Consider the following 18186-nt stretch of genomic DNA (forward strand, 5'->3'; position numbering starts at 1 on the left):
ACTTCGTCTCAGCCGGTCCGGTTGGCCAGCCAGCGCACGCCGGGAAACCAAATCGTCGCGTACACCACGGTGAACGTGGTCGCGGCGAGCACGCCGGACAGCAGTGGCGGCAGCGTCGTCGCCAGGCCGGCCACCAGCAGGCCGGAGACCACCGCCGTCGCCACGGCCACCAGCGCGGCCACCACCCGGGGGGCACCGAAACCCCAGGCCCGGAAGTCCTCCCAGAACAACCAGGCGGGCAGGATCACGGCCAGCCAGCCGTTGGCCTGGCCGAACTCACCGGCACCGAACCAGGCGAAGGCCACGTCGAAGAGCACCAGCACCAGCAGCCCGATGACCACCCCGGCAAGCCCCACCCCCACCAGGTCGCCCAGGGTCCGGATCCGCCCCTCGGCATCCCGACGGGGGAACGCGCTCTGCTGCTCGGTCATCGTCGTGCCAGGGTACGCGTCGGATCAGGCCCAGACCTGCTGCGGCTCGGCCCGGCGCTCGGCCAGCGTGGGAGCGGCGTCGTACTCGCGGACCACCTCGTAGCGGGTGTTGCGCTCGACCGGGCGGAACCCGGCGTCCCAGATGAGGTGCAGCAGGTCGTCGCGGTGCATGGTGTTCGGCGTCCCGTACGAGTCGGCATCGTGCGTGATCTTGTATTCCACGACCGAGCCGTCCAGGTCGTCGACACCGAAGTTGAGCGAAAGCTGGGCCACCGACAGGCCGTGCATCACCCAGAAGCACTTGACGTGCGGGACGTTGTCGAACAGCAGGCGGGAGACCGCGAAGGTCTTCAGCGACTCGGCCGGCGAGGCCATCGTGGTGCGGGCCTGGATCCGGTTACGGATCTTGCCGTCCGCCGAGTCGACGAAGTCGTGCTGGTAGCGCAGCGGGATGAAGACCAGGAAGCCGCCGGTCTCGTCCTGCAACTCGCGCAGCCGCAGCACGTGGTCGACCCGGTGCCGAGGCTCCTCGATGTGGCCGTAGAGCATCGTCGACGGCGTCTTCATGCCCTTGCTGTGCGCCAGCCGGTGGATCCGGGACCAGTCCTCCCAGTGACAGGCGTGGTCGACGATGTGCTGGCGGATCTCCCAGTCGAAGATCTCCGCCCCGCCACCGGTGAGCGACTCCAGGCCGGCGTCCATCAGCTCGTCGAGGATCTCGTCCGCGCCCAGTCCGCTGATCTTCTCGAACCACTGCACCTCGGTCGCGGTGAACGCCTTGAGCTTGACGTTCGGCAGGGCGGCCTTCAGCTCGCGCAGCACCTTGGGGTAGTAGCGCCAGGGCAGCGTCGGGTGCAGGCCGTTGACGATGTGCAGCTCGGTGAGCTGCTCGTCCTCCATCTCCTTGGCCTTGCGGACCGCCTCGTCGATGCGCATCGTGTACGCGTCCTTCTCCCCCGGCTTGCGCTGGAAGGAGCAGTACGCGCAGCTCGCGCTGCACACGTTCGTGAGGTTCAGGTGCCGGTTGACGTTGAACATCACCCGGTCACCGTTCATCTCGGTGCGCCTGTGGTGGGCCAGCCGCCCCAACCAGGTCAGGTCGTCGCTGGCGTAGAGGGCGATCCCGTCCTCACGGGTCAGCCGCTCCCCCGCGTACACCTTCGCTTCGAGCTCGCGCTTGAGTCCGGCGTCCATCGAAAGCCCCGTCCCCTTCCACCTGCGGTCGCGACCCGAGCGCGGTCGCCACCCGAGCCTACGTCGGCCGCGCTGACAACTCACACCGTGGTCGTCGACAGCAGACTCTCAGCCTCCCGTTATCCGGCCAGACATCGACATCAGTGCACCGGGTGAGGTAAGACAGGGTGGGGCACGACACACACTGGTAGCGTCCCGAACCGCCGCGCCGACCGAGCGTGGCAGAGCAACGCCGGACGGGGAGCGGAATGATCGACAGCGCGGACGGACGGCAGCGGCGACGAGGTCCGGCGGTTTCGCCGGTGCTACGTCCGGCCCTGTGGTCCGCCCTGCTCGCCGCGGTCGCCAGCACGGTCCTCGCCGCACCGGCGTACGCCGAGCCCGGCATTCCCGTCACGGTGCCCGACACGGGCTCCCGTCCCACGGTGACCGGTCCCCTTCAACTACCCGGCATGCCCGCCGGTACCACCCCGGGCCTGACCCCACCGACGCTCGGCGCTCCCGGTGCCAGCGCGCTGGAAACCCGGATCACGGCCGCCGAGGCACGGGTCGCCGAGCTGGGCACCCGACTCCTCGAACTCGAACAGCAGCGCAACGAGGTGCAGGTCCAGTTCCGCACCGCCGAGCGTGATCTGGAGTTCGCCCGGGGGGCGGTCCAGCAGGCTCAGCAGCGTGCCGACCAGGCCGCCGCCGAGGCGATGAAGGCAGCCGCCGCGCTGCCACCCGGCGGCTTCGCCACCGACCTGCGTGACCTGGATCTGCTCAGCCGGGCCAACCGGGGCGAGAAGGTCGGGCACGACACCGGCCCGGCCGCCGGCGAGATGGCGCGTGCCCGCGCCGACGAGCAGGTGGCGACGCAGGCGTACACGGCCGCCCAGTCGCGGCTTCAGGGGGTTCAGCAGCAGTACACCGCCACCCAGCAGGCACTGCGCGACGCCGAGGCAGAGCTGATCAAACTGCGCGACGAGAACTCCGCGCAGCTTGTCGAGTTGGCTCGCCAGCAGGAGGCCGCCGAGCAGCAGATCGGTGCCGACTACGTCGACCAGTCCGCCGGCGGGCTGGCCGCCCACCCCACGGCTAAGGCCGCCGTCGCGTACGCCCGCAAGCAGCTCGGTGACCCGTACGTCTGGGCTGCCGAAGGGCCGAACTCGTTCGACTGCTCGGGCCTGATGTGGGCGGCGTACCGGTCGGCGGGTTACCGCCAACTGCCCCGGGTTTCCCGGGACCAGTACCGCGCGACCAGCTCGCGGACCGTGCCCCGCACCGCCCTTCTCCCCGGTGACCTGCTCTTCTTCGCCTCGGGCAGCAGTTGGCGCAGCATCCACCACGTGGGGATGTACATCGGCGGCGGCAAGATGATCCACGCACCGACCACCGGTGACGTGGTGAAGATCTCCACGGTCCGGTGGTCCCGGCTCTACGCCGCGACCCGGGTGGTGGGCGCGGTGCCGGCACCGACGACCACGCCGACCCCGTCGCAACCGCCGACCCCCAAGCCCAAGCCGACGCCGAAGCCCACGCCCAAGCCCACCAAGACGCCGAAGCCGACCAAGACGCCGACCCCCTCGCCCACTCCGTCGGGCAGCACGTCGCCGTCACCGACCCCGACGGGTTCGACCACGCCGTCGGCAACCCCGTCGGCGACCACCACGCCGTCGGCAACCCGGTCGGCGACCACGACGCCGTCGGCGACGACCTCCGCGTCCGAGAACACCGCACCGACCCTGGAAGCCAGCAGCGTCGCTCCGACCACGGCTGCCGCCAAGGCCGACCCGACCACGACTGCCGGCAAGGCCGACCCGACCACCGCGGCGAGCAGCGCGGCACCGGAGGACAGCGCCTCGGCCAGCCCGTCCACGGTCGGCGGACGGTGACCTGACCCGACATCGCACCCGCCGGCTCCGCGACGCCCACCGGTCACCGGGAGCAACGGGGCGGGTGCAGACGTCGGTCGATATCCGGGCTGCCGGGCGGCTGATGACACCGCGACGCGGTACGCACTCCGGGTGTGCCGCACGGGCGGAATGTGGCACGGTGTCACTCAGGCACTCCCGGTCCGGCGGTACGGGTCGGTGGCGAGCGTGGCGCGGAGGCGACGATGACGGAGCAAGAGGTTCCGGCGGGGCCGGCGGGCCCGCCCCCTGCCCCCAAGCCGGAACCCACACCCGCCGTCGAGTCGCGGCCGGCTACCCGCGGCGCCTCGGACCGAACGGTCGATGAGCCGGCCGAACCTGTTGCTCAACCGCCGACCTCCCGCCCGAGCGCGGACGTCGTCGGCCAGTCGGCGGGTCCGGCCCGGGGTCGGGCGGGCGTCGCCAGGGTTGCAGCACCCGGCGACGTGGCCCACGGGCAGCCACCGGCAGGCCCCGGATCGACCGTGGGCGGGGGCACCACGTACCGGGCCGCCGCCGGACCGGTGGGCACGAGCGAGGCGCACCAGCACCCGGCAGCACCGAAAGCGGCACGGGCCAGCGTTCGGGTACCCAACCTCAGCCCGGTGAGCGTGGACGAGGCGCAGTCCGCTGGAGGCGGCGGCAAGGCAGCGGGTGTCTATCGCTCCACTCCGGCTCAGGTGGCCACTCCGGCTCAGGTGGTCGGGCCGGCCGGACCGGAGCCGGTCGAGCCGCCCGAGCCCGACCGGCCGCCCGAGCCGGCCGAACCGCCCACGCCACCCGCGCCCGAGCCGGAACCGGCACCCCATCCCCGGTGCCCGGCCCGATTCCACCCGGACCGACTCCACCGTCGCCGGCACCGCCCTCGCCGGCGCCGGCACCACCGACGCCCGGCCCGTACCCGCCGGGACCGGCCCCGGTTCCGCCGCCCACCCGCGTCCCGCACCACCAGTGCCGGGTCCGCCGACACCGCCGCCCGGTCCGCCCGTGCCGGCGCCGCCACCGCCACCGGGTCCGTTGCCGGCACCGCCGTTCCCGCCCCCACCGGCCACCGCCGGCGTCATCGGCTCGCACCGGCGACCGCCGACCCCACCCGCGCGACGCCGGCCGCCGACACCCGCGCGACGCCGGCCGCCGAGTCCCGAAGTGTTCCGTCCGCCGGACCTCGCGAGCCCGACGCGGCTCCGGTCGTGCCGGCGCCGGCGCTGCCCGTCTGGCCGCCGCCGACGAATCCCGCCGGCCGCCGAGACGAGCCTGCGCCCAGTTCGCCGGGGTCGTGCCCCGGCCTTCGTCCCGTCCCGGGCTGCGCCCGGGCTCCGGCGGGTCGCTCGCGGGCTCCGCCGGGTCGCTCGCGGCGGTGGCCCGCCGGGCGCTGATTCGGATGCGACGCGAACCCCGAGCAGCATGGCCGGAACCGCCGCGTGGGTCGGGACGCCCGCGAGCGCATCGCCGCCGGGCGTCGGGGCAGCCGGCGAAACGGAGCGCACCCACCGGCCGGCCGAAGCGGCGCAGGCGCACCGGCCGGCCGGGCCAGCGCCGACACAGCGTCCCGGCGGTTCCGACCTGAGCGCGTACTACGCCGGGCTGGAGAGTTCGGCGACGGTGGCGTTCCCGGCCGGTGACCAGGAGACCTCCGGCTCGTTGACCGGGCACATCCTGGCCCAGGGTTGGGCGGACACGGCGGCCGAGCGGTCCCGTGGCACCCTCCGGGTCGTGATCCTGATGGCGGTCGCGCTGGGGGTGCTGGTGGCGATCAGTGTCCTTGTGGTGCTGTTCGCGAACGACGCGCTGCCCAGCGCGAGCGGTGGCCTGCCGGACGACCGACGGCTTGTGGATCGTTGGTGAGTCCGCCCACTACCCGGCTCCGGGCGCGGGCGGGCAGGCGCCGACCGCCGTACACTGGTCGCTGATCATTGACCTGGCGCGTGACCACGCGCCCATGGGCGTTCTTGCGGAAGATCCGGCGGCCACGGCCGCAGCGGGACATCGCGAAGATGCGCCCCGCTTGAAAGGCATTTCTTGACCACCTCCGCTGACCTCGGCATGCCCCCGTTCTCCCCCGACCTCCCCGCCGCGCCGCGACCGGCCGGCTCGACCGCACCGGTCACCTTCGACTCGCTCGGGCTTCCCCGGCAGTTGGTCCGGGTCCTGGACCGACAGGGCATCACCACTCCGTTCGAGATCCAACAGGCCACCGTGCCGGACGCGCTCGCCGGACGCGACGTGCTGGGCCGTGGGCAGACCGGCTCCGGCAAGACCCTCGCCTTCGGGCTGCCGTTGCTGGCCCGGATCGCCGCCGGTGAGCGGGCCCGCCCCCGGCATCCACGGGCGCTCGTGCTGGTGCCCACCCGGGAACTGGCCATGCAGGTCAACGACGCGCTGCTGCCGCTGGGCAAGGCCGTCGGCGTGTTCCTCAAGACCGCCGTCGGCGGGGTGCCGTACGACCGGCAGATCGATGCCCTGCGGCGCGGCGTCGAGGTGGTGGTGGCCACCCCGGGTCGGCTCGCCGACCTGATCGACCGGGGCGTCTGCCAGCTCGACGACGTCGAGATCACCGTGCTCGACGAGGCCGACCAGATGGCCGACATGGGTTTCCTGCCCGAGGTCACCGAGCTGTTGGCGAAGACGCCGGCGGACGCGCAGCGACTGCTCTTCTCGGCCACTCTCGACGGTGACGTCGACGCGCTGGTGCGGCGGTTCATGACCGATCCGGTCACCCACTCGACCGCACCGCCGACCGCAGCCGTGTCCACGATGGACCACCACCTGCTGCTCATCCCGCCGCAGGAGAAGTTCCCGGTCACCGCGTCGATTGCCGCGCGATCGGGCCGGACCATCGTGTTCGCCCGGACCCAGTTGGGCGTGGACCGGCTGGTCACCCAGCTCGCCGCCGTGGGCGTACGGGCCGGTGGGCTGCACGGGGGCAAGACCCAGCGGATGCGTACCCGCACCCTGGCGGAGTTCCGCGAGGGACGCACCAACGTCCTGGTCGCCACCGACGTCGCGGCGCGGGGCATCCACGTCGACGGGGTATCCCTGGTGCTGCACGTCGACCCGCCCAAGGACCCGAAGGACTACCTGCACCGCGCGGGGCGTACCGCCCGGGCCGGTGAGACCGGTGCGGTGGCCACCCTGGTGCTGCCGAAGCAGCGCCGCACCACCCTGGCGATGCTGGAGAAGGCCGGTGTGGAGCCGGCCCAGTCCCGGGTACGCGTCGGCGACCCGGTGCTGGCTGAGCTGACCGGGGCACGGGAGCCGAGCGGCGTGCCGGTGCGCGACGAGCCGGAGCCGCAGTCCCGGCGTGGCAGCCGGCCGGGTGGCCCCCGTCGCTTCGGCGACCGGCCTGGCGGCGAGCGCCGGTACCACGACCACCCGCGCGGCGAGCGCCGCTTCGGCGGTGATCGCAACGGTTGGTCGGAGGGCCGGAGCACGCACGACCGGCCCCGCGAGGACCGGCGCGGTACGGGCGGCCGAGCGCGGGCCCGCAGCTACTGACCGCGGCGCTCCGCTCGCGGTGCTGATCTTCGGCGCATACGCTGCCCGGCTCCGCCGGGTGGCGTAACGTCCGGCTCATGCCGACCACGCCGAAGTCACTGTTGTGGACCCGTACGGACACCGCCGGTGCCGAGCACGCCCTGGTCGACGACGGCCACGGCCTGACGGCGCAGGGCACCCAGTTGGCCGTCGACCCGGTGCCCTACACGTGCCGCTACCAGGTGACCACCGACACCGACTGGGCCAGTGTCCGGCTCGAGGTCGAGGTCGAGGGAGCCGGGTGGCGGCGCAGCGTACGGCTGGAACGGGCGACCCAGCGGTGGCGGGTGACCGCCGCGGAGCAGGGTGATCTCGACGCGGTCCTGACCGCCGCCGGGCACGCCCCGGCCGGGCTGCCCGGCGTGGAGGATCCGGATCGGCTGGCCGACGCCCTGGACGTGGATCTGGGCGGCTCACCGCTGTTCAACACCCTGCCGCTGCGCCGGCTCGGCCTGAACACGGCACCCCCCGACACCGCCCACTCGATAAGCGTGGCCTGGGTGCTGCTGCCCAGCCTCACCGTGCTCCCCACCGAGCAGGTGTACACCGGGCTGGGCCCGAACCGCTTCCGGTACGCCAGCGGCGGCTTCAGCGCCGAAGTCGAGGTGGACCCGGAAGGCTACGTGCTGCGCTATCCCGGTCTGGCCGAGCGCGCCGCCACCCGCTGACGGTCTGGTCGGGCGGTCAGACCGGCCAGGAGCCGTCGGTCAGGAAGCGGTCGACGGTGGCCAGGTGCGGGGTCAGGTCGAGGCCCTGCCCGGCCACCCACTCGTCGGCGTAGTAGGTGTCGGCGTACCGGTCACCCGCGTCGCAGATCAGGGTGACCACCGAGCCCGTCCGGCCGGCGGCCAGCAGTTCGGCGATCAGGCCGAAGGCACCCCACAGGTTGGTGCCGGTCGATCCGCCCACCCGCCGGCCCAGCACCGCCGAGGCGGCTCGCATGGCCGCCAGCGAGGCCGCGTCGGGTACCTGCATCATCCGGTCCACCACCGAGGGCAGGAACGACGCCTCGACCGTCGGGCGGCCGATGCCCTCGATCCGCGAGCCCCGGCCGGTACGCACCGACCAGTCGGCCGCCTGCCAGGCCGGGTAGAACGCGGAGTTCTCCGGGTCGACCACGCAGAGCTTGGTGGGCAGCCGCCGGTACCGGGCGTACCGGCCGATGGTGGCGCTGGTGCCGCCGGTGCCCGCGCCGACCACGATCCAGGCCGGTATCGGATGCCGTTCCAGGGCGAGCTGGGCGTAGATCGACTCGGCGATGTTGTTGTTGCCCCGCCAGTCGGTGGCCCGTTCCGCGTAGGTGAACTGGTCCATGTAGTGCCCGCCGGAGTCCTCGGCGAGCCAGCGAGCCTCGATGACCACCTTCGCCGGGTCCTGGACCAGATGGCACCGGCCGCCCTGGAACTCGATCTGGGCGATCTTCTCCGGCGAGGTGGAGGCGGGCATCACCGCGATAAAGGGCAGTCCCAGCATCCGGGCGAAGTACGCCTCGGAAACCGCCGTGGAGCCGGACGACGCCTCGATGATCGTGGTACCCGGCCCGATCCAGCCGTTGCAGAGCCCGTACAGGAACAGCGAGCGGGCCAGTCGGTGCTTCAGCGACCCGGTCGGATGCACCGACTCGTCCTTGAGGTAGAGGTCGATCCCCCAGTGCCGGGGCAGCGGGAACGGCAGCAGGTGGGTGTCGGCGGACCGGTTCGCGTCCGCCTCCACGGCCGCGATCGCCTCGGTCACCCACCGCCGGCTGACCTCGTCGCACCGGTCGAGATGAGTCACGCCCGGAAACCTAGCAAGGCGAACCGCGGAGCCGGGCCTCAGCCCGTCGGCGGAGCGACCGGCTGCGGCCGGTTCTCCCACTTGGTCGACAACGCGATGCCGGTACGGGTGGAGGCGACCCCGGGTGTCCGGTTCAGCCGTACGATCAGCTGCTCCAGCTCGGCGATGGTGCCCACCCGGGCCTTGAGCAGAAAGGACTCGACGCCGGCCATGAAGTAGCAGGACTCGATCTCGGGCATGGCCCGGAACGCCTCCAGCACGTCGTCGGTGTCCGCCCCGGAGTCCTCCACGATGCCGATCAGCGCGGTCACGCCCAACCCGATGGTTTCCGGCTCGACCTCGGCGCGGTACGCCCGGATGACGCCCCCGGACTCCAGCTTCCCGACCCTTTCGTGCACTGCCGGAGCGGAAAGGCCGACCTGGCGGGCCAGTTCGGCGTACGACAGGCGGGCGTTGCCACGGAGCAGGTCCACGAGGTTGAGGTCGATGGCGTCCACGGACTGTGACCCTAGTCGGCGGGGCGGGGCAGCCGGACTCCGGTATCCGTTTGATCTGGCAGGGGGTGACAGTTCGCATACCCGGGGTTCGGAGGGCGCGACGCCGGTACCATTTACTAACTTCCCACTCAGTGCGTTTTTCGCGTTTGGCGGACACGCCAGGTCGCTGGTGCTGTAATTGCCATACGTCCCTCATGACGGCTCTGGGCTCGCACCGGCCGGGGGCAGTGTGTTCAGCCGGGGGCTTCGTCGATGCGAGGAGGGGGCTGTGGACACTGGAGATCGCCTGCTGACACCGGGTGAAGTCGCCGCACTGTTTCGGGTGGACCCGAAAACCGTGACGCGATGGGCGGCGGCGGGCCGGATCGGGAGCATCCGGACTCCAGGAGGGCATCGCCGGTTTCGGGAATCCGAGGTGCGGGCCCTGCTTGAAGGGGAGGGCATGCTGGACGAGGCGGACGAGATGGGTAGACCGCGTAATGCGGGCCCGACCGCTTCGACCGGCCCTGCCGGCCCGGCAAACGCCGGCATGTACTGAATTGCGGGTCGGGGCGCGGACCGGCCGTCAGGTCCGGTCCGCGTTCAATTTTCCGGCCCACCGCTTGAACAGGGTGTGCGGTACGTCGAGGGCGTCGAGCACCTTACCCGCCACGAAATCCACCAGCTGGGCCGCGGAGGCGGCGGCACCCGCGCCGTAGAAGCCGGGGCTGGCCGGGAGCACCACCGCGCCGGCGTCATGCAGCGCGATCAGGTGTTCCAGGTGGCTGCGGGTCACCGGCGTCTCCCGGGGCACCACGACCACCCGCCGACGTTCCTTGAGGTTCACCTCGGCGGCCCGCTGCAACAGGTCCTTGGACAGACCGATCGCGATGCCGGCGCAGGCCGCCGTGCTGGCCGGCACCACCACCATCCCGCGTACCGGGTAGGAGCCGCTGCTCGGGCCGGCGGCAAGGTCACCGGCAGGCCAGTGGCGCAGGTCCGCTGTGGCCACCTCCCGCCCCAGCCAGGCGGCCAGGTCTTCGGCCCAGTGAGCGTCCCGGAACGGCCGTCCGGTCTCGTCCAGCACGGTCAGCCGGGCGGCCCGGGAGACGATCAGGTCCACCGGCTCCCCGGCGTCGAGCAACCCGCGTACGACTGCGGCCGCGTACGGCGTGCCGGATGCCCCGGACACCCCGACCACCCATGGTTCGCGCATGCCATCAGCCTGCCTGGTCACCGCGGGCGCCGGACGGGCACCCCGGGAAGCGTGTCCGAGGTGCCCATGATCGTCGAGGCTGCGCCGTTACGCCACCGATGCCCGGCCGGTCTGCGCGGGCCATCGGGAGCTGGCATGCTGCCGGGGACGGAAGCACCGTGGGGGCCGACCGGAAGGATGTGGAGATCATCTCGTCGTCGGCCGGCTCCACCCACCACATCCTGCCGTCGCTGCGTGCCGCCTGCCCGATCGCGCCGCAGCTCTCCCCGTACGCCGATGACGTGCAGGAGTGGCTGGTGTCCGAGCTGCCGCTGGACGCGCCGACGCGGGAGCGGCTGGGGCGGGCCGGTTTCGCCCGCTACGCGGGGCGGCTCTATCCCGATGCCACCGAAGCCGACCTGCGCACCCTGACCGCGCTGTTCACCTGGTTCTTCCTGGTCGACGACGCCTGCGACGGGCCCGAGCGGGTCAGCCTGGACGAGATCCGGGCCTTGCGCGACGGCGCGGTCACGCTGCTGCGCGGCGGTCCCCGGCTGCGGCACCCGGGGTTGGCCGGTCCGCTGCGCCGGCTGCTGGTCGGTGCCTGGCGGGAGCCGCACCGCCGGATGCCGGCCCGCTGGCGGTTACGCTTCGCCGACGCGGTCGCCCACCACCTCGACGGCACCTGGCAGGAGGCGGTCAACAAGGCGACCGGCCACGCGCCCGCCGTCGAGGAGTACGTCGAGCTGCGCCGGGCGACCTCGGCGGCGTACGTGTCGTATCCGCTCGTGGAGTTCGTCGCCGGCCGGTCGCTGCCCGAGCCGGTCTACCACCACCCACGGCTGAGTCAGCTTCGCGACGTCGGCAACGACCTGCTCTCCTGGTACAACGACATCGCGTCGCTGGACCGGGACGTGGCCACCTCCGGCGGGCACAACCTGGTGCTGGCGCTGGCCACGGCACACCGCGTGCCGCTACCCGCCGCCGTCGAGCTGGCGGCGCGGCATTGGCACGAGTCGATGCGCCGCTTCGTCGCCCTGCGCGCCACGATGCCCTCGTTCGGCCCGGCGCTGGACCCTGCCGTCGCCGCCCACCTCGACGGGGTGGCCCGGGCCGTCCGCGGCACCATCGACTGGACCATGGAGAGCGCCCGCTACGCCGTGTCGGGCGGCAGGTCGTCGGGCGCCCACGCCGAGCCGGCCGGCTGCTCCGGCGCGTAGGCCGAGCCGGTCGGCCCGGCGCGTGAGCCGAGCCGGTCGGTCAGGCGCGCAGGCCGAGCCGGACGACCAGGTCGAGCAGGGCGAAGGCGAACAACGCGATGCCGACGAAGCCGTTCGCGGTGAAGAACGCCCGGTTGACCCGGCTCAGGTCGGTCGGCGTGACCACCAGGTGCTGGTAGCCGAAGGCGACCGCGGTGAGGGCCAGTCCGATCCACCAGAGCCAGCCGAAGCCGATGAGCACGCCGAACCAGCCGAACAACGCGAAGGTGACCACGTGCGCGACGGTGGAGGCGTGCAGGGCGAAGCGCAGGCCGTAGCGGGCCGGCACGCTGCGCACGCCGATCTCGCGGTCGACCTCGGCGTCCTGGCAGGCGTAGATCAGGTCGAATCCACCGATCCACAGGCCGACGGCGGCACCGAGCAGCCAGGCCGGTCCCGAGCCGGCGAAGGTGCCGGTCACCGCGAGCCAGGCGCCGACCGGGCCGACCATCTGTGCGACGGCCAGGATGGCGTGCGGCCAGTTGGTGAACCGCTTGCCGTACGGGTAGACCACAAGCGGCACCACGGCCAGCGGCGCGAGCGCCAGGACGAGCGGGTTGAGCAGGGCGGCGGCGACCAGGAAGACCACCAGCGCCACGCCCGCGCCGGTCCAGGCCGTCCTCAGGCTCACCGCCCCGGTCACCAGTTCCCGGTTCGCGGTACGTGGATTCCGCGCGTCGATCCGGCGATCCAGGATCCGGTTCGCGGCCATCGCGAACGTCCGCGCCCCCACCATCGCCACGGTGATCAGCAGCAGGTCCAGCCACCGCACCCGCCCTCCGTTGACCTGCATCGCGGCCAACGCCGACAGGTACGCGAACGGCAGCGCGAACACCGAGTGCTCGATCGCCACGAGCTTGAGGAAGGACTTCACGCGCCCGGGGCGCTCGGTCGGCTGCGCAGCGGCGGCGGTCGCCATCAGATGCCGTACTCCTTCCAGCGCTTGTCGACCAGGGAGACGACCTCGGGGGCCATGGTCATCTCCTCGGGCCAGCCCCGGTGGTAACCCTCCTCCGGGAGCTTGCGGGTGGCGTCGATGCCGGCCTTGCCACCCCAGAACTGCTGGTACGACGAATGATCCAGGTGGTCCACCGGGCCCTCGGTGAGCAGCAGGTCCCGGGCGTAGTCGACGTTGCCGAACGCGCGGAAGGCGACCTCGCGGTAGTCGTGCACGTCGCAGTCCTCGTCGACGATCACGATCAGCTTGGTCAGCGACATCATGTGCGCGCCCCAGATCGCGTTCATCACCTTCTGGGCGTGCTTCGGGTAGCGCTTGCGGATCGACACGATCGCGCAGTTGTGGAAGACACCGGCGGCCGGCAGGTCGTAGTCGACGATGTCCGGGATCAGGAACCGCAGCAGCGGCGCGAAGATCCGCTCGGTGGCCTTACCGAGGCCGTGGTCCTCCTGCGGCGGCTTCGAGGTGACGATCGAGTGGTAGACCGGGTCGCGTTGCGTGGTCATCGCCTCGACGTGCAGCACCGGGAACGGCTCGACCGGGGTGTAGAAGCCGGTGTGGTCGCCGAACGGGCCCTCCGGCAGCCGCTCACCCGGCTCCAGGTAGCCCTCCAGCACCACCTGGGCGTGCGCCGGCACCTGCAACGGCACGGTCAGGCAGTCGACCATCTCCACCCGTTCGCCGCGCAGGAAGCCGGCGAACAGGTACTCGTCGATGTCGGCCGGCAGCGGCGCGCTGGAGGCGTAGCTGACCACCGGGTCGCAGCCGATGGCGATGGCGACCGGCAGCCGCTGGCCGAGCCGCTCGGCGACGGCGTGGTGCGCGGTGGAGTTCTTGTGGATCTGCCAGTGCATGCCGAGCGTGTTGTGGCTGTGCTGCTGGAGCCGGTAGAGGCCCAGGTTCCGCTTGCCGGTCTCCGGATGCTTGGTGTGGGTCAGCCCGAAGTTGTGGAAGGTCCCACCGTCGCCCGGCCACACCTGGAGCCCGGGCAGCCGGTTCAGGTCGACGTCGTCACCCCGGTAGACCACCTGCTGGCAGGGGGCGGTCCTGACCTTCTTCGGCGGCATCGAAGTGAGCTGCATGACCTTGCCCAGGCCGCCCATCATGCCGGAGAAGCCCACCGGCAGTTCCGGCTTGAGCATCTCACCGATCCGGTTGCCGATCTCGTCCAGCGACTCGACGCCGAGCGCCATCGCGGTGCGCTTCTCGGTGCCGAACAGGTTGATCGCCACCGGCATCTCACCCCGGGTGGGCTGCTCGAACAGCAGCGCCGGCCCGTCGGCCCGCACCGTCCGGGTGACGATCTCGCTGATCTCCAGCGTCGGGTCGACCGGGACGCCGACGCGCCGCAGTTCACCCGCGCGCTCCAGCGCCGCGAGGAAGTCCTTCAGATCGGTGTACGGGAAGCCACGAGCCGCCATGCCCGCAAGTCTCCCGCACCGCCCGACCGGCCTGCCAAGCGCGGGCGGACTTTCGGTCGGGGATCACCTCGCACGGGGCATCGGGTGTCGCACTCCAGATCTAAGCTCATGACTCCCGACCGGCCTGGCGCGCAGGGCGCCGGTGTGCCGTCGCGGGTCCCTCGGTTGAAGGAGTCAGATGCGATCTGTGCGTAGTCCGCGCGTCCGGGCGGGGCGGTCCGCCGTGGCGCTGGCGGTCGCCGCCTCGGCCATGGCGTTCGGAGCCCCGGCCCACGCCGAGACCGGGTCCGGTTGGTTCCAGGCCCAGCTCGACGATGTGGTGATCGGGGCCTCCGGGGCTCCGGGCAAGGTCAAGCCCCTCTACGTGTACGCGCAGGACACGGTGAACCCCCGGGTCGTGGTCGACCTGAGCGATCTGGCCGGCGTCGCCACCGCCGAGTTCCCTGCCTGGTGCACCGCCGCCGGCACCCAGATCACCTGCCCGCTCCCGCCGGATGTCGACCCGACCGCCAGCCTCCAGGCCGGCAGCATCCCGGTGCTGTTCCGGCCAGCGGACGGCGCCACCCGGGGCGACAGCGCCAGCGTCGTCTACCAGGCGTTGGCCGACAACGCCGAGCCCTCGGTGGCGACGGCGACGGTCTCCGTCAGCAACGGAGCGGATCTGGTCAACCTGGGCGACGGCCGGGTGGACAGCGCCGCCGTCGGCGACCGGTTGGCCGCACCGATCCGGCTCACCAACCTCGGCAACCGGACCAGCCGGGGAGTCCGGGTCACCTTCACCCTCTCCTCCGGGCTGACCCCGTCCACCTGGTCGAACTGCTGGTACGCGCCGCTCACCGGGCACCGCACCTCGGTCGTCTGCGACCTCACCGGGCGGGTCCGGCCGGGGACGACGATGGAGGTGCCGGGCGGCTTCGGCTTCGAGATCGGCAGCTCGGCGTACGCCGGGGAGAGCCTCGACCAGTTCGTCGAGCCGCTGGCCGGTGCCGCGCCGCTGCCGGAGCAGCTCGGCTACCACCGTCCGGAGGGCGGCACCGAGCTGAAGCTACGACCCAGCCGGACCACGTCCACGGCGGCCCGCGCCCTGACCAGGGAGATCGATCCGAGCGACAACTGGGCGTCCTTCTACGTCGACGACGTGCCGAACAGCCTGGACCTGGCCGCTCTGGCCGAGCCGGTCGTCGGCCCGGTCGACGGTTCGGCGGTCCTGCGGGCCGGAGTTCGCAACAACGGTGCCGGCAGCCTCGACGACTTCCGCAGCGGCGGAGGCGAGGTGGCGCCCTTCTACCTGAAGGTGCCGGCCGGGGTGACCGTGGAGTCGGTGCCCGCGTCCTGTTTCGCCCTGTACGAGTCGGAGGACGGTTGGTACGGCGGCGAGCCGCTGCTCGGTGCCACCCGGTACCGCTGCGCGGTGCCCAGCTCGGTATTCGCCGCCGGCGAGACCTACCAGGTGGACTTCGGTGTCCGGATCACCGCCGCGGGCGGCGAGGCCGGCGCGGTGAGCCTGAACGCCCCCGGGCCGTACCGGTCCTGGTGGGATGACGACGCCGACAACGACGAGGCCCCGGTCGTCGTGTACGCCCAGTCCTGAACGTGCTGGTTCGCGCCCCGCGACCGGGCCGCGGCGGACCCGGCCCAGGCGAGGCTCGCCTGGGCTGGGTCCGGGCCTGTCGAGCTGAGAGCGTGAACGGATCGCGGGGGCACCGCCATCCGGCAGATTTCGCGATGCTTGCTCCGCCCAGCCGGGCGCACCCCCGTCCCGCCCCGGTCAGGCAGCCGGCTGCCACGCGTACGCGGTCAGGGGCGGGTCGATCGGTGCCCGGGTGAGGCGGTTGGCGAAGGTGGAGATGGTGTACGTGCCGACGCCGAGCACCACGTCCAGGGCGTGCCGGGGCTGGTAGCCGGCGGCCAGGAAGGCGGCCAGCTCCTCGTCGGGCACCGCACCCCGGTTGTCGAGCACGGCCAGGGTGAAGCACCGCAGCGCCTCCAGCCGCTCGTCGGGCAGCGTCGCTCCCACGCGCAGCGCGTCGATCAGCTCGGCGGCGGCGCCGTGCCGGACGAGGGTGGCGGTGTGCATGACCACGCAGAGGTGGCATTCGTTGCGGCCGGCGACCGTGAGCACCACGACCTCCCGCTGGATCGGGTCCAGCCCGCAGCTCTCGAAGCTGGCGTTCGCGGTCAGGAAGCCGGTGAGCAGTTCGGGCGACTCGGCCATCAGGCCGACCGCGCCGGGCAGGTAACCGATCCTGCGGTGCACCCCGGCCATGGTGGGCCGGGCGGCCTCCGGAGCGGTGTCGACGGTGTGGGTGGTGAAGGCGTACGTGGACATGGTGACACCCCTTGCCGTAGTTTGGTCAACGTGGTTGACCAAACCGTAAACCAGGTTGTCGAAATTGCCAACGCCTGATCCCCCGCGCCCCGGCTTCGTGCTGCCGCTGCTGCTGCTTGCCGGTTTCCGGACGCTCATCGACGACCTGCACGCCGAGCTGGCCCGGCAGGGCCATCCGGAGTTGCGTCCGCTGCACGGTTTCGTGCTCCAGGCCGTCGGCACCGACGGCACCACCGCCTCCGAACTGGGCAACCGACTGGGCGTCTCCAAGCAGGCCGCCGGCAAGACCGTCGACCGACTGGTCGCCCTCGGCTACCTGGAACGCGCCGACGACCCCCGCGACGCCCGGCGCAAGCTGGTCCGGCTGACCCCGTACGGGCTCGACGGGCTGCGCCGGTCGGCGGTCGTCTTCGACGAGCTGCGGCAGCGCTGGACGGAAGCGCTCGGCGCGGATCGGGTGGCCGCCATCGAGGACGACCTGCGGAGAGTCACCCCCGCCAACTGGTTCCGGCTCGACATCCCGGGGTGGTTCACCGGCTGACCGGGAGCACCTCCAGGAACGCCCGCCAGGCCGCCGGGCCGAAGGTCAGCACCGCGCCGTCGCGGTCCTTGCTGTCCCGGACCGCGACCAGGCCGGGCAGGTTGTCGGCCACCTCGACGCAGTCTCCGCCGTTGGTGCTGCTCCGGGTGCTGGTGCGCCACCGGGCGTCGGTCAGCTCCGCCATGACTCCGCCACCTCCGTCAACAACTCGATCGACTGCCGGGGCGGCAACGCCTCGCCCTGGATCGCCTCCCAGGAGGCCCGGATCGCCAGCACGTCCTCGGTGTGGTCGATCACCTGCCCCTTGAGCTGATCGTCCAGATAGGCCACATCCTCCCCACCCGGAAGGGTAGCCAGCACGAACGCCCCGGCGACACCCGGATACGCGCCGACCGAGGCGGGCACCACGTGCAGCCGTACCCGGGCGTGCTCGGTGGCCAGCTTGACCAGCCGCCACAGTTGCTCGCGCATCACCACCGGCCCACCGACCGGCCGGCGCAGCACGTGCTCGTCGAGCACGGTGACCAGTTGCGGCGGTCGCTCGCCGGCGAGCACCGCCTGCCGGGCCAGTCGCGCCTCCACCCGCCGCTCCACCTCCGCGTCGTCGTAGAGGCCGACGCTGCGGAACAGCGCGCGGGCGTACGCCGAGGTTTGCAGCAGCCCCGGCACCACCGTGTTCTGGAACGAGCGCAGCACGGTGGCCTGCCGCTCGTTGGCCTCCCACTCCCGCATCCACTGCGGCGAACCGAGCCGGGCCAGCATCCGGACGAACGCGCCACCGGTGTCGAGCGCCGCGTCCGCCCGCTCCCAGAAGTCGGGTGGCGGCTTGCGCGCCTCGGTCTCCACCATGGCCACCGTGGACGGCGAGTAGTTGATCGCCCGAGCCAGCTCCTCCTGGGTCACCTTGCGCGCCGCCCGCATGTGCCGTAGCTCCTCGATCAGCACCCGCGACCGCTCGTCCACCCGCACCACTCCTCACCCACGTGTCCCGCGTTCTCACCGCCCTCACCGGCGGCCACGCCAGGCACACAGGGCGATCGATTGCCTTCCGAGCGTAGTCGGCATCTGGCCAGACTGTCCCCATCGGAACCGCCCGGATCCGACCCGAAAAGGACGGGCGCGACCGAAGCGGGGCCGTCCGGCACGTCGGCGACGGACGGCCCCGCCTCCAGAGGAGGTA

18 protein-coding genes are annotated in these 18186 nt (G+C 72.3%); 8 read left to right on the forward strand and 10 right to left on the reverse strand.

Annotated elements, in window-relative coordinates:
* Window positions 1-8 precede the first annotated feature (8 nt).
* Both ENC19_RS08295 and mqnE read right to left on the reverse strand, forming a co-directional pair.
* Window positions 9-431 carry a hypothetical protein gene (locus ENC19_RS08295; RefSeq protein ID WP_164446532.1) on the reverse strand — a complete coding sequence of 141 codons (423 nt, stop codon included), beginning with the start codon at window positions 429-431 and terminating at the stop codon, window positions 9-11.
* Between the two features lie 24 nt (window positions 432-455).
* Entirely contained in the window at window positions 456-1625 is a 1170-nt protein-coding gene (mqnE, locus tag ENC19_RS08300) for an aminofutalosine synthase MqnE (protein WP_164446534.1), read from the reverse strand.
* Between the two features lie 248 nt (window positions 1626-1873).
* On the opposite strand from mqnE, the gene ENC19_RS08305 reads away from it, so the two are divergent.
* From ENC19_RS08305 to ENC19_RS08320, 4 genes are all read left to right on the forward strand, one after another.
* Window positions 1874-3499, forward strand: coding sequence for a C40 family peptidase (locus tag ENC19_RS08305; protein WP_164446536.1), 1626 nt, complete (start codon window positions 1874-1876; stop codon window positions 3497-3499).
* 1422 nt (window positions 3500-4921) lie between these two features.
* Window positions 4922-5362, forward strand: coding sequence for a hypothetical protein (locus ENC19_RS29975; protein WP_235944621.1), 441 nt, complete (start codon window positions 4922-4924; stop codon window positions 5360-5362).
* Window positions 5363-5560: 198 nt separating this feature from the next.
* Window positions 5561-7012, forward strand: a complete 1452-nt coding sequence (locus ENC19_RS08315) for a DEAD/DEAH box helicase (protein ID WP_164446787.1) — start codon at window positions 5561-5563, stop codon at window positions 7010-7012.
* Window positions 7013-7089: 77 nt separating this feature from the next.
* Complete coding sequence (locus ENC19_RS08320; protein ID WP_164446538.1) at window positions 7090-7719, forward strand: putative glycolipid-binding domain-containing protein; 630 nt, start codon at window positions 7090-7092, stop codon at window positions 7717-7719.
* Window positions 7720-7735: 16 nt separating this feature from the next.
* Here the strand turns inward: ENC19_RS08320 and cds1 are convergent, their stop codons facing one another.
* Window positions 7736-8827, reverse strand: coding sequence for an L-cysteine desulfhydrase Cds1 (gene cds1 / locus ENC19_RS08325; protein WP_164446540.1), 1092 nt, complete (start codon window positions 8825-8827; stop codon window positions 7736-7738).
* Between the two features lie 38 nt (window positions 8828-8865).
* On the reverse strand, window positions 8866-9324 hold the full coding sequence (locus tag ENC19_RS08330) for an Lrp/AsnC family transcriptional regulator (RefSeq protein WP_164446543.1): 459 nt from the start codon (window positions 9322-9324) through the stop codon (window positions 8866-8868).
* Window positions 9325-9592: 268 nt separating this feature from the next.
* Between ENC19_RS08330 and ENC19_RS08335 the strand changes: the two genes are divergently transcribed.
* Window positions 9593-9862, forward strand: a complete 270-nt coding sequence (locus ENC19_RS08335) for a BldC family transcriptional regulator (protein WP_099847941.1) — start codon at window positions 9593-9595, stop codon at window positions 9860-9862.
* Window positions 9863-9889: 27 nt separating this feature from the next.
* On the opposite strand, the gene ENC19_RS08340 is transcribed toward ENC19_RS08335, so the two are convergent.
* Window positions 9890-10519: a UbiX family flavin prenyltransferase gene (locus ENC19_RS08340; protein ID WP_164446544.1), complete on the reverse strand. Its 630-nt coding sequence runs from the start codon at window positions 10517-10519 to the stop codon at window positions 9890-9892.
* A gap of 158 nt (window positions 10520-10677) precedes the next feature.
* Between ENC19_RS08340 and ENC19_RS08345 the strand changes: the two genes are divergently transcribed.
* On the forward strand, window positions 10678-11718 hold the full coding sequence (locus ENC19_RS08345) for a terpene synthase family protein (RefSeq protein ID WP_328824182.1): 1041 nt from the start codon (window positions 10678-10680) through the stop codon (window positions 11716-11718).
* A 40-nt stretch (window positions 11719-11758) separates the two neighbouring features.
* On the opposite strand, the gene mqnP is transcribed toward ENC19_RS08345, so the two are convergent.
* Entirely contained in the window at window positions 11759-12676 is a 918-nt protein-coding gene (mqnP, locus tag ENC19_RS08350) for a menaquinone biosynthesis prenyltransferase MqnP (RefSeq protein WP_164446545.1), read from the reverse strand.
* Window positions 12676-14136, reverse strand: coding sequence for a menaquinone biosynthesis decarboxylase (locus tag ENC19_RS08355; RefSeq protein WP_164446546.1), 1461 nt, complete (start codon window positions 14134-14136; stop codon window positions 12676-12678). The genes mqnP and ENC19_RS08355 overlap by 1 nt, the downstream gene beginning before the upstream one ends.
* A 178-nt stretch (window positions 14137-14314) precedes the next feature.
* On the opposite strand from ENC19_RS08355, the gene ENC19_RS08360 reads away from it, so the two are divergent.
* A complete protein-coding gene (locus tag ENC19_RS08360) occupies window positions 14315-15727 on the forward strand; it encodes a hypothetical protein (protein WP_164446548.1) in 1413 nt (470 codons plus the stop codon).
* Between the two features lie 177 nt (window positions 15728-15904).
* Here the strand turns inward: ENC19_RS08360 and ENC19_RS08365 are convergent, their stop codons facing one another.
* On the reverse strand, window positions 15905-16465 hold the full coding sequence (locus ENC19_RS08365; RefSeq protein WP_164446549.1) for a carboxymuconolactone decarboxylase family protein: 561 nt from the start codon (window positions 16463-16465) through the stop codon (window positions 15905-15907).
* Window positions 16466-16529: 64 nt separating this feature from the next.
* Here ENC19_RS08365 and ENC19_RS08370 point away from each other — a divergent pair, with 64 nt between their 5' ends.
* Window positions 16530-17006 carry a MarR family winged helix-turn-helix transcriptional regulator gene (locus ENC19_RS08370; protein ID WP_164446550.1) on the forward strand — a complete coding sequence of 159 codons (477 nt, stop codon included), beginning with the start codon at window positions 16530-16532 and terminating at the stop codon, window positions 17004-17006.
* Here the strand turns inward: ENC19_RS08370 and ENC19_RS08375 are convergent.
* Both ENC19_RS08375 and ENC19_RS08380 read right to left on the reverse strand, forming a co-directional pair.
* Window positions 16996-17190, reverse strand: coding sequence for a DUF397 domain-containing protein (locus ENC19_RS08375; RefSeq protein ID WP_164446551.1), 195 nt, complete (start codon window positions 17188-17190; stop codon window positions 16996-16998). The two genes, ENC19_RS08370 and ENC19_RS08375, sit on opposite strands and share 11 nt — an antisense overlap.
* On the reverse strand, window positions 17178-17969 hold the full coding sequence (locus ENC19_RS08380; RefSeq protein ID WP_309246231.1) for a helix-turn-helix domain-containing protein: 792 nt from the start codon (window positions 17967-17969) through the stop codon (window positions 17178-17180). Before ENC19_RS08380 ends, ENC19_RS08375 begins: the two co-directional genes overlap by 13 nt.
* Window positions 17970-18186: the final 217 nt, after the last annotated feature.

Source organism: Verrucosispora sioxanthis (assembly GCF_010560025.1).
GTDB classification, from domain to species: domain Bacteria; phylum Actinomycetota; class Actinomycetes; order Mycobacteriales; family Micromonosporaceae; genus Micromonospora; species Micromonospora palythoicola.

What these genes read in the sequence shown, in the direction of transcription:
- ENC19_RS08305 (WP_164446536.1), top strand. Translation starts at nt 1,874, where the DNA reads ATGATCGACAGCGCGGACGGACGGCAGCGGCGACGAGGTCCGGCGGTT.
- ENC19_RS08320 (WP_164446538.1), top strand. Translation starts at nt 7,090, where the DNA reads ATGCCGACCACGCCGAAGTCACTGTTGTGGACCCGTACGGACACCGCC.
- mqnP (WP_164446545.1), bottom strand. Translation starts at nt 12,676, where the DNA reads ATGGCGACCGCCGCCGCTGCGCAGCCGACCGAGCGCCCCGGGCGCGTG.
- ENC19_RS08315 (WP_164446787.1), top strand. Translation starts at nt 5,561, where the DNA reads ATGCCCCCGTTCTCCCCCGACCTCCCCGCCGCGCCGCGACCGGCCGGC.
- ENC19_RS29975 (WP_235944621.1), top strand. Translation starts at nt 4,922, where the DNA reads ATGGCCGGAACCGCCGCGTGGGTCGGGACGCCCGCGAGCGCATCGCCG.
- ENC19_RS08365 (WP_164446549.1), bottom strand. Translation starts at nt 16,465, where the DNA reads ATGTCCACGTACGCCTTCACCACCCACACCGTCGACACCGCTCCGGAG.
- ENC19_RS08340 (WP_164446544.1), bottom strand. Translation starts at nt 10,519, where the DNA reads ATGCGCGAACCATGGGTGGTCGGGGTGTCCGGGGCATCCGGCACGCCG.
- ENC19_RS08355 (WP_164446546.1), bottom strand. Translation starts at nt 14,136, where the DNA reads ATGGCGGCTCGTGGCTTCCCGTACACCGATCTGAAGGACTTCCTCGCG.
- mqnE (WP_164446534.1), bottom strand. Translation starts at nt 1,625, where the DNA reads ATGGACGCCGGACTCAAGCGCGAGCTCGAAGCGAAGGTGTACGCGGGG.
- ENC19_RS08360 (WP_164446548.1), top strand. Translation starts at nt 14,315, where the DNA reads ATGCGATCTGTGCGTAGTCCGCGCGTCCGGGCGGGGCGGTCCGCCGTG.
- ENC19_RS08295 (WP_164446532.1), bottom strand. Translation starts at nt 431, where the DNA reads ATGACCGAGCAGCAGAGCGCGTTCCCCCGTCGGGATGCCGAGGGGCGG.
- ENC19_RS08375 (WP_164446551.1), bottom strand. Translation starts at nt 17,190, where the DNA reads ATGGCGGAGCTGACCGACGCCCGGTGGCGCACCAGCACCCGGAGCAGC.